Consider the following 10,370-nt stretch of genomic DNA (forward strand, 5'->3'; position numbering starts at 1 on the left):
TCCCTGCCCGGCCGGACAAGCGGGGCTCACAAGCCCTGCGAAGGACGCCGGGCCGGGATGGCGCAGGCGGCGGTTGAGCGGAAGCGTCACGGGACCCGACCGATCTGCGACCGGTCCCCCTCTCGCTTCTTCTTTCCTCAGGCCGCCTCCATGGCCTGCTTCCCCTCCTTCAGAACCTCATCCGCCAGATCGGCCTCGATGGCATCGAGTTGCCTGCGTTTGTCGGCAAGCTCGTCCTCGAAACCGAATTCCCCGCCCTGGCGGGACTGGTAGGAGGCCAGCCGTCGCTTGGCGTCGTCGAGCCGGAACCGGTACTGCGACCGCTCGTCCTCGAAACCGGCCAGGACATGTTCGATGCGCGAGACAGCGCCGAGCGGCGTGACGGTCAGGCCGAGATCGATGTCGGTCTCCGCGCCGGTTCTTGCGAGCACGACATCATATTGGAATTCGTCGTTTCCGAAGCGCTGGCCGGAGAAGATCAGATCGAAGCCGCCGATCTTGGCGATCATCTTTTCATCCTCCTCTTGCAGATGCACGAGCGTCATGATTTCCTTCATCAGGGCGCGGCCGGCGGGCTTGCGCTCGGTGAAGGATTGCCCGCCTACCGTCATGGCGAAGGCTTCGCCGGCGGTCGGAGTCCTGCGCCCGATGTCCTTGGCGATCTCAGCGATGCGCCGCGTATCATGTTCGATATCGCGCTCGGCATTACGGATCTGGCGGCGAACGGCGAAGAGATCGTCGCGATGGGCCGCGCGCAAGCGCTCAAGCCGGGCGATATCGGCCTCGAGGCCCGCCTTCTGCATCAGGCGTTGATCGCCGGACGCGATCGCTTTTGCCATGGCGAACTGGTTGGCCTGGCCCTCGCCGAGATCCTCCAACCGGCGAACGGAGGTGTCGCCGGACAGCGCCGCGGCGATGAACCGGGCCTTGCGCTCGTTGTTCTGCCACATCTGCGCGTCCATCGAGCCTTCGGTGGCGTAGGCGAAGATGTCGATCTCGTCGTGCTGATTGCCCTGCCGCTCGATGCGGCCCTCGCGCTGTTCGATCTGCGAGGGAAGCCAGGGGACGTCGAGGTGATGGAGCGCCTTGAGGCGAAGCTGCGCGTTGACGCCGGTGCCCATCGTCTCGGACGACCCGATCAGGAAGCGGACCTTGCCGGCATTCACGTCGGCAAAGAGCCGGTGCTTCGCCTCGGTCTTCTTGTAATCCTGGATGAAGGCAATCTCGGAGGCCGGAACGCCGAGCCGGACGAGTTCGTCGCGGATCCAGCGATAGGCGGAAAAGCCTCTGCTTTTCTCGACGCTGATCGTCCCGAGATCGGAGAAGATCATCTGTGCCGCGCCCGGCAGGTCGAAGGGCTTGCCGTCGCGGGTCAGGTAGGTGTTGGCGGCGGTCTCGCGCCAGATCCGGAAACTGTTCTCGATCAGCTTGTTGAGTTTGTTATCCGGCTCGTTGTCATTATCGCGATCGACCAGCCTGAGATCGATGGCAGCGTGCCGCCCGTCGGTGATGACGGAGAGGAGAATGTCGTCGCCGGGCTGCGCCGGACCCTCGCGCTTTTCGATCGCCTTGATGCGTGCCTCGAGCACCTGCTGATAGAGCTTGAAGTCGGCGGTCGGTTTGGCGGTGACGATCTGCCGTTTGCCCGTCGAGACGGCCGGGATTTTCACATATTGCTTCAGGTCCTCCGGCAACACGACATCGGCGAAGGAGCGGAACATGGCGATCAGTTCCGGCACGTTGACGAAAGTGGCAAAGCGCGAGACGGGCTTGTATTTGCCGGACGGCTGCAGCTCGAGTTCGGTCGCCACATCGCCGAAGGTCGAGGCCCAGGCGTCGAACTCGTGCAGCCCGCGTTCCTTGAGCGCGTCGAAGCCGAGGAAGCGCTGCATCGAGAACATCTCGCCGAGCGTGTTGGTGATCGGCGTGCCGGAGGCGAGCACCAGCGCCCGGCCCGGGTTCTTCGTCTCGATGAACCGCGATTTGACATAGAGGTCCCAGGCCCGCTGCGACCCGTTCGGATCGACGCCTTTCAGGGTCGACATGTTGGTGGCGAAGGAGAGTTTACGGAACTCCTGCGCCTCGTCGACGATGATCTGGTCGACCCCGATCTCGGAAATCGTCAAGAGGTCGTCCTTGACCGAGCCGAGCGCCTCCAGCCGGTCGCGCAATCCCTCCTTCAGCCGCTCCAGACGCTTGCGCGACACCCGGTCGTCGCTTTCGACCCGGGTGAGCAGCTCCTCGTAGAGCGCGAGCTCGTCCTCGATCATCTGCTTTTCGAACTCAGTGGGGACGGCGATGAACTTGAAGGCCGAATGGGTGATGATGATTGCATCCCAGTTCGCGGTCGCGGCGCGCGACAGGAAGCGATGGCGCTTGTCTTTGGTGAAATTCGTCTCATCAGCCACGAGAATGCGGGCAGTCGGATAGAGCGCCAGGAATTCGCGGGCGGCCTGCGCCAGGCAATGGCCGGGCACGACCAGCATGGCTTTCGAGATCAGGCCGAGCCGGCGTTGTTCCATGATGGCGGCCGCCATCGTCATGGTCTTGCCGGCGCCGACGGCGTAGGCGAGATAGGTCGCGCCCGACGAGATGATCCGCCAGATGCCGCGTTTCTGGTGGCCATAAAGAACAAAGGCGCCAGAGGCGCCTGGGAGTTTCAGATGGTCCCCGTTAAAGGATCGGGGCGCGATATTGTTGAAGGTGTCGTTGTAGACCCGCGCCAGCCGGTCGGTCCGATCCGGATCGGACCAGACCCATGTCTGGAAAGCGGTCTTGATCTTGGTGAGCTTCTCCTTGGCCGCCTCGGTGTCGACGACATTGAGGACACGCCGTTCGCTGTCGCCATCCTTCACCGTATCGAAGATCTGCGGGATACGGCTGTTAAGCGCATCGGCGAGCAGTTCGCCGGCATGCCGGCGCTTGGTGCCCCATTCGGACGTGCCCTCGGCGCGATAGGCGAGCATGCGGGCATCGACCGTCCAGGAGGCGAGTTCCGGCATGTGACGAATGCGGATGTCGGTCGCCATCGTCTCTTTGACGAAGTCGACGACATCCGAGGCTGGAATCCACGGCGCGCCAAGCCGCGCGGTGATCTCGGACGGGCTGAGGTCGGCCGGTTGGACCGCCTCCAGAGCCTCGACATTGCGGCTGTAAGCCGGGTCGAGCTCGGCGGCGGCCTCTGCGATCGCCAGCTTGTCGCGCACAGGACCGGAGAGGTAGGCGTCGGACATCTGCCATGACCCATCCGTTGGATCGCGATAGATCGCGCTGCCGAGTTCCTCGATGACCGTGTCGCGGTCTTCATGCAACAGCTCGGCGATATGGTCGGGATCGACATGACCGCGTTCGTTGAGAACGACCGCAAGCGCATCGGCGGCACTGGTGATCACCGGTGGCGACGGCGGAGCGATGACCCGCTCGGAAAAAATCGGGCCGGGCTTGGCCGTGTCCGTATCGAGATCGTAATTCTCGATGGAGGCGACCAGCCAGCAGTCCGGATCGTCGAGGAAGGGCTGCAGGTTTGGGCGCCGATGCGTTTCGCGGGTCTCCCCCGTCGCCTCGTTCTCCGTGATCGACACCCTGGTGTGGTTGATCGGCCCGAAGTCGCGCACGAAGCTCGACCAGGCGATGCGCAGCTTCACCTGCAGGTCGCGCCACGGCCGATCGGTCTCCTGGGCCTTGAGGACCGCACGCACAGCGTCCCGCACGGGGATCAGCTTCCTGACGATGTTGATCTGCTCCTCCGAAAACCCTTCGCCGGACCGGCCCTTGCGGACGGGAACCGGAAGGGGTTTGCCGTCGAGCACCTGCATCAGGCCCCTCGACGCATCGAAGACAAAACTGCCCTCGCGCACATGTGCATCCTCGGGTCTGACGGCATCGGTCAGGCTCGTCCCAAGTTCGAGATCGATATCGATCTCGGCGGGCTCGCCGTCATAAAGGGCGTCCGGAAGAGAGAGGATGGCCGCATCCAGATCGGCCTCGAGATCGCCCTCACCGGGCAGGCACGTATAGGCTTCGCCGAAGGGACCGGATGTGGTCGCGTGGCGGCCGAGCACTTGGTCGAGATGGTCGGCGAACCAGCGATTGACCCGGATGGCCTCGCGGTTTTCGCTGGCGGGAACGACCTCGGCAAGGTCCAGCCAACTCACGTCGCCCTGTGGCTCGCCTGGCTTACGCTTGCGGAAGAACAGGATGTCGACGACGACATCCGTGCCAGCGTCCTGGCGGAAGCAGCCCTCGGGCAGACGGATCGCGGCGATCAGATCGGCGGACTTGGCGATGTGCTCGCGGGCCGTGGCGTCCGCCTTGTCCATCGTCCCCGACGACGTGACGAAGGCGGCCAACGCGCCGGGTTTTAGAAGATCGATCGACCGGGCGATGAAATAATCATGCAGACGCAGACCCATCGAACGATAGGCGCGGTCGGACCGCACCGTTCGGTCCGAAAACGGCGGGTTGCCGATGGCAAGATCGAAATGCGCCGGCAGATCGGTGCGCACGAAATCGCCTTCGATGATGCGGGCGACCGGCTGCAGGAGCCGGGCGATGCGCGCGGTGACCGGATCGAGCTCAACGCCGGTGACGAACGAGGTTTCCCGCAACGCCTCCGGCATCAGGGCCGGAAACAGCCCCGTCCCGATGCCCGCTTCGAGCACACGGCCGCCGCGCCAGCCGAACCGTTCGAGCCCCTTCCAGATCGCCCGAATGATGAATTCCGGCGTGAAGTGAGCATATTGCGTGCAGCGGGCAAGCGAAGCGTAGTCGGCCTCGCTTACGGCCTCCCGCAAGTTCTCGCCAAGGTCCTCCCATCCCTTGCGGAACCCGTCCTCGCCGGGCCGGGTGAAGACAGCGTTCGCCAGATCGGAGGCGCCGAAGCCGGAGAACCGGATGAGCCGCTTCTGTTCTGCCGCTGTCGCCGGCCGATCCTCGGTCGCGATCGCCGCGGCAAGAGCGATGGCGTCGAGATTGTCCCGCGCCCGCGCCTTCCAGCCCTTTGCCAGAGCTCGGCTTCCGGAAAGATGAAAGTTGGTGCCACGCTCGGGCGCTTCGCTGGCCGTCCGTTTCGCGGCCTGCAGTCTCGCGGACAGCTTGGCCGATGCTGCCGGCGACGGGATGTCTCCGTCGGGTTCGGTTGCGGGTCTTTCGGCGAAAGCGGTCACGCCGATGCCGAGTCCGGAGGACAGGGCGTTCTGCGAACTGCCGAACATGTCGAGAGTGAAGGGGTCGTTGTCGGACATGATGATGTCTCCTGTGAGGTGGGCGCACCAAGCCGCGCCGCCGGGAGGCCCGGCAGCGTTCGCCACGTGCGGATTTGAGAAAAGGGTTAGCGGGTGATCAGCGAGAACGAGATGTCGTTCTCGGTGAGCTGGATACCGAGATGGGTGATCCCGAAGCTCCGGCTAAAGCTTGGAACCAGCAGATCGGCATCGATGAACTCGATGCCGTCATCGCCGCCGAAGTGCCGGCGCTTGTAGTCCCACCAATCGGTATCGCCCTTCGGGTGGCACTCGGTCGAATAGACGACGAGCGGTTTTTGGCCCGAGGCGAGCTTGCCGTTGGAAATGATGTAGACGCCCTCGTCGCCAACGAGCCAGAAGCCGGGTTTCTCGCCCTCCCCCGGACGGGTGCCGTAATAGGGATTGCGGAAGCCGCCATTGGCCGCGGCATCCTCTTCGCCGCGCGCGATGACCTTGCGCACCGCAAGAATCGGGAATGTGAACATGGCGGACCTCACGCGGCTTCAGGCAGCGGCAGGTGGCGGAGATGAACCGGCAACTTCTCGGAGATCTGCGCGTCGGTCAGGCTCTCGAGCAGTTGGAAACGTGTGCCCGGCTTGCCGTAAACGATGACGGTGCGTTTGCCGCGATGCTCGGGCCGGAAGTCGGCTCCCGCATAGCCGCGATAATCGTCATGCGTGGCGCTCCAGATGTGCTCGATCCGCTCGCCGCGCGTCATCGCCTTGACCGGGCGCCGCTCGCGCTCGACGATGGCGTCGCGCATCTCATAGGGCGAGCGCGGGTCGGACAGATCGCAATAGGCGTGGAAGTATCGCGTCACACCGTTGATGCTGAGCGTGTAGAAGACGCTGGTGATGCTGCAGGTCAGGAATTCGCGCATGGCGAACATCTCGCCACGCATCCAGAGCGGCGGCAGGATCTCGAGCATGTAGTCATGCTGGGCTTGTGCGATCTCGAACCACTCGCCGGTGTAAAGCGCGCTGTCATCGTTCTGCCAGCGGTTGGGCCGCTGGGCATGGCGGTCGAATAATCTGAACATCAGGTGGCGGTCGGCAATGCCGAAATAGATCTTGCGGATGGGAGAGGTCATGGCGGGCTCCTTCGGGGCCTGTCCCGGGCTGGAGCGCGGCGCACCCTCATCGGCATCACCATCTTCTTCAACCCTTCCGGACCCTTTCCCGCGGCCGCCTCTCCGTCCGGCCGGGTCAAGGGCCGGCGTCAGCCGGGCGGAGCTTCACCCTTGAGGCGGACGGCGGGCATGCGGCAGCCGTCCCTCACCTCCTCCCTTTCATGCTTCTTTCTTCTTTTTGCCTTCAGATCCTCGTTCCAGTCCTCCAGCTCCGGCCTCAGCCGCACGAACCCGCAACCGGCATCGGCGGCGAGCGCTTCGAGCCTCGCGGCAAAGGTCTCCCCTTGCGCATTGTTGTCGGTGGCCGCCACGAGATGCGCACCTTTCCGAACGGCGAGATTGAGCAGGGCCTCGGAGCTCGCCGGCGACCAGCCGCCTCCGGTGCTCAGATAGCGCGTGTCGGGGCGTTGGTCCTCGAGTGCGGCAAGGCTCATGGCGTCGATCGCCGCCTCGGCGACGCACAGGCGCAGCGACATTTCTGCACCGAATGCAAAGAGCAGTTTGGCGCCGCCGGAGGCAAAACCGCGCCAATCCGGCCCGCGCTCTTCCCAGCCGGTAACGGCGCCCGTGCGATCGCGGTGCGCCGCCCACATGCTCCCGTGCGGGCCTTCCCGCAGGATGTCCTGTGCAATGGCGGCTCTCAAGACAGCTTCTGGAATGTGGCGCTCGTCGCGCAGATAGCACCATGTGGCTGATCCGCGCCAAGGCTTGCGCCGCGCGTTCCATCGTTCGGGGATGGTGAGGTCGGGCGCGCGCTTCCGCGACTGACGCTTCCATTCAGGCTCCTTAGGCACGAAACCAATCAGATCGGCGACGACATAAAGCGCGGCCGCAAAGGGAAGGCCATCGAGATGCTCGACCAGACGGAAGACGTCGCCCTTGGCGTCGGACAGGGGATCGAACCAGCCCTGGCCATTGTGGATGACGATAATGATCTCGTCGCCGCGGCGGTATTTGACCGCGCGGCGCGTGCTTTCCTTGGGGTCGACCGCAAAGCCGGCGGTCTCGAGCACTGCACCGCAGGCGACCTTTCCCCTCAGCTCTTCCAGGTCTGCTTTTTCCATTTACTCTCCGCGTTTCGCGCGGTCCTCTGTCCGGTTTCCGCTCCCTTTTCTTTAGGGGCGAAACCCGGAGGCCGCGAAGAGCAAGGCAGGACAAGGGCGCGTCTGGCAAGTCGGCACTTGTGCCGGGTCGCAATTTTCGGGGCCAGGTGCGGCGAAGCTTCCCTTGCCGGCCGTTGCGCGCAAGCGGCACGAGGGGCGTTTCCGTTGCTCTCCAATTCTCCCGGCCGCCCCCGCGTCAGGGATGGCTGCCCGCATGGGTGAAGACCACTTGTGGGCTTCAGCTTTGCCAACAGCCCGGCCCGCAGGGCGACGTCAAACACCGACCCGAGGTGGTCGCCAGCGAGTCACGATAACTGAGAACTATCAGGGCCTCAGAAGCGCGTAGCAATCGCCAGCGCTCTGTCGGGTCAGGCCTGTTAATAGCCCGTGTGTTCTGGCTACTGACCAAAGATTGTATTTAATCTTCGGTCAGTAGCTGCCTATCGTGCCGTCAACAAACGGCAGGCCAGTTCCCGGTCGCCCCAACGTGTCGAAAAGGTATCGGAGACTTCGAACCAGCTTCCGTCGTTGCCGGCACCGTGGTTAGCGCCCATGCATGAACATTGGCACTCATGACCGAGCGCTTCCTGGCATGCTCTCGCGCAGATCTCCTGCTCGCGGTAGGGCTGAATGATGTAGATCTTGCCATATCTGACCAGCGCTCGATCGACGAGGTCATTGAACCAGGATTTCGGCAACTCCCAGTAAGCTTCTGTGCCGCCGATCCATTCGGGAGCAGTTCGCCGCCCGTTCTGAAGCCAGTGCCGATTGTCGTCGGCGAATGGTAGTCGCACGCGAATGCGCTCGCCTCGCCCCGTACGGCGCAGCACAACAGGTATTTGCTTCTGCTTCCAGACGTAGGAGAGGGTGAGCTGATCCATCATCTGCCTCAGCTTTTCTCAGAACGCAGGACACGGGACTAATTCTAGTGCTCCGGATTGCCAACGCCCGATGGTTCCGTCTGTCCTGCTCCCAATGGACGTATCACCAGAGTACCAACGCAGCTCTCACCTCTGTATTCTGGCGTTTTACGTCCTTGTTCTCGCATCAGGTTGCGACCTTGTTCAATTGATGTTCGATCGCTGCTGCGGATGCAAGCACGTCCTCAAATTCAGGCGCCGTTCCGAAGATCATTGCGGTCGTGTTGGCGTAGTCTTCCTTGAGCGCCGCCACCATGCCGTCGACAGGCTCAATAGCGAATGTACCCGGCATGGCCGAGGCGAGGTCCATGTCAGGTCGGTTGAAGAACATCCGCGCATGTCGGACGCAATCTGCACCGAGATCAAAATCTCCGAGGGCAGCCAGGCCCACGTCTGAGTTTAGGAGGCAATGAAGATCGTAATAGTGCCGCGACACGCGTTGACCTTCTTGGCGAAGGACGCCACGCCGCTCATACCAGCGGCGCAAGCCATGCGCGATGACAACCTTGTCCCAGAAGGTCCGTGTTGCCTCGACAGTGGTTACGTCAGCTACTGCCAAATCCAATGATGACGCCTCGTCGGCGATGTAGGGGCGGATCGTGACGGGCCGGTTAGGATCAAGCGCTGACTTTGCGCCGGATTCGATTCGAACGGCTGGGCGCACATATGCGCCGTCGCGCGGCTCAACCTCTGGATACCAGACCAGAAGTGTCTGTCCATCGGGATCGGCTTCATCGATCTCGATCCGCCCTGCACCGCTGGTGATGTCGGCGAGTTGCTCGGCAAGAAGTTCTCGTAGCGGGCCAGTGATATAGGTGCGGCACGCATCCCGGACTGCGTCCAGTCTGGCGCGACGCTTCTTGTTCGAAAGCGTCTCAAGTTCTTCGACCGATGCTGGTTCGTCGAGATCATCGCGGAAAACGGTGATGTCGATATCCTCGGAGAACCGTTGAATGAGACCGTAAGCCTTCGATAACGATGTGCCCCCTTTGAAGAGTAGGCGCGGTGCTCTGGCAGGTCGCTCGTGATACAGCGCGTTCATGGTCCAGCAGACCCAGAAATCCTTCTCGATATTGCCCACTGGCGCTCCGAGACGGTTGGCTGTTGCCAGGAATAGATCGAGCCGGTCCCGCGCAGGAGATTCCATGACCTGCTTGTATGCGGCCGAGCTCATTGCTCGACCTCGTTGGTATCGACAGGAGTGATCAGGTCGCGCAGGTATTCCTGCATCCAGATCGGCAGGGCTGAAAGGCCGGCGCGAAGGTCGTCATGGATCGCTTTTCCGTGTTTCGGATCAGCGAACAAACGGCGCAGCACATCCCCTACCCGGTCTCGCTCGTCGTCATGGGACAGCATATCCTGCATCCAGTACAGGGCCTGGACGACGCGCATGGCCGGTCGGTCGGCCCAGTAGAGGCGGCTCGGGGCGGCGAACTTGAAATGAATTTCCTGCTTGCCGAGTTTGATCGGCTTCAGCCGTGCATCAACCAGCACTTCGATGCGCGCCGGGACAGCGGTGGTAAGTCCGAGATCGTTTGCTGCGGTCATGCCATCGACAACAGCCCGCGCCTGGTCGCGACGGGTTACAGCTCGGATCACAGCCCGATAGTCCGGAACGGTGGGCTGTCCCGTCAGAGAGTTTTTACGCGGCCGATCATAGAGACCGCGATCAATGCGGCGGAGCTCGCCGGCGGCGGCGAGCCGCTGCAGGGTTTTGTCTATGGCGGCACGCCCGCCGAGATCGGCGAAATCGGCAGGCGTCCAGACCTCGTCGGGCTGAGACGCAACCCGAGCAAGCAGTTTGGAACGCAGATCTGTATCTTGAGTTGGATCCGTCATGTCCGAAATATGCTACATTTTTCGGACATCAACAAGAGAGTCCGAAGAATGTCACATTTTTCGGACTCGCCTCGACCGCTAAGCACTGACCGATTCGCCGTGAATTGCATAATTGCGTTTTACTTTCATCGCTCAG

At 62.8% G+C, this 10,370-nt stretch carries 7 protein-coding genes; all 7 read right to left on the reverse strand.

Annotated elements, in window-relative coordinates; genetic code table 11:
• Positions 1-137: 137 nt before the first annotated feature.
• The 7 genes from EP165_RS19585 to EP165_RS19615 all read right to left on the reverse strand — a co-directional run bounded on the left by EP165_RS19585 (position 138) and on the right by EP165_RS19615 (position 10,234).
• Positions 138-5,243 (reverse strand): helicase-like domain-containing protein, encoded by a 5,106-nt coding sequence (locus tag EP165_RS19585; protein WP_127524541.1) that lies wholly within the window; start codon positions 5,241-5,243, stop codon positions 138-140.
• A gap of 86 nt (positions 5,244-5,329) precedes the next feature.
• A complete protein-coding gene (locus tag EP165_RS19590) occupies positions 5,330-5,728 on the reverse strand; it encodes a DUF3085 domain-containing protein (RefSeq protein WP_127524542.1) in 399 nt (132 codons plus the stop codon).
• Positions 5,729-5,736: 8 nt separating this feature from the next.
• Positions 5,737-6,333 carry a DUF1419 domain-containing protein gene (locus EP165_RS19595; protein WP_127524543.1) on the reverse strand — a complete coding sequence of 199 codons (597 nt, stop codon included), beginning with the start codon at positions 6,331-6,333 and terminating at the stop codon, positions 5,737-5,739.
• Between the two features lie 128 nt (positions 6,334-6,461).
• On the reverse strand, positions 6,462-7,436 hold the full coding sequence (locus tag EP165_RS19600) for a DUF3991 and toprim domain-containing protein (RefSeq protein ID WP_127524544.1): 975 nt from the start codon (positions 7,434-7,436) through the stop codon (positions 6,462-6,464).
• Between the two features lie 479 nt (positions 7,437-7,915).
• Positions 7,916-8,356 carry a hypothetical protein gene (locus EP165_RS19605; RefSeq protein WP_025030042.1) on the reverse strand — a complete coding sequence of 147 codons (441 nt, stop codon included), beginning with the start codon at positions 8,354-8,356 and terminating at the stop codon, positions 7,916-7,918.
• Positions 8,357-8,522: 166 nt separating this feature from the next.
• Complete coding sequence (locus tag EP165_RS19610) at positions 8,523-9,569, reverse strand: nucleotidyl transferase AbiEii/AbiGii toxin family protein (protein WP_127524545.1); 1,047 nt, start codon at positions 9,567-9,569, stop codon at positions 8,523-8,525.
• Positions 9,566-10,234, reverse strand: coding sequence for a DUF6088 family protein (locus tag EP165_RS19615; RefSeq protein WP_127524546.1), 669 nt, complete (start codon positions 10,232-10,234; stop codon positions 9,566-9,568). Before EP165_RS19615 ends, EP165_RS19610 begins: the two co-directional genes overlap by 4 nt.
• Between the last annotated feature and the right edge of the window lie 136 nt (positions 10,235-10,370).

The sequence above is a fragment of the Mesorhizobium sp. Z1-4 genome, assembly GCF_004000235.1.
Taxonomy (GTDB): Bacteria; Pseudomonadota; Alphaproteobacteria; order Rhizobiales; family Rhizobiaceae; genus RCIO01.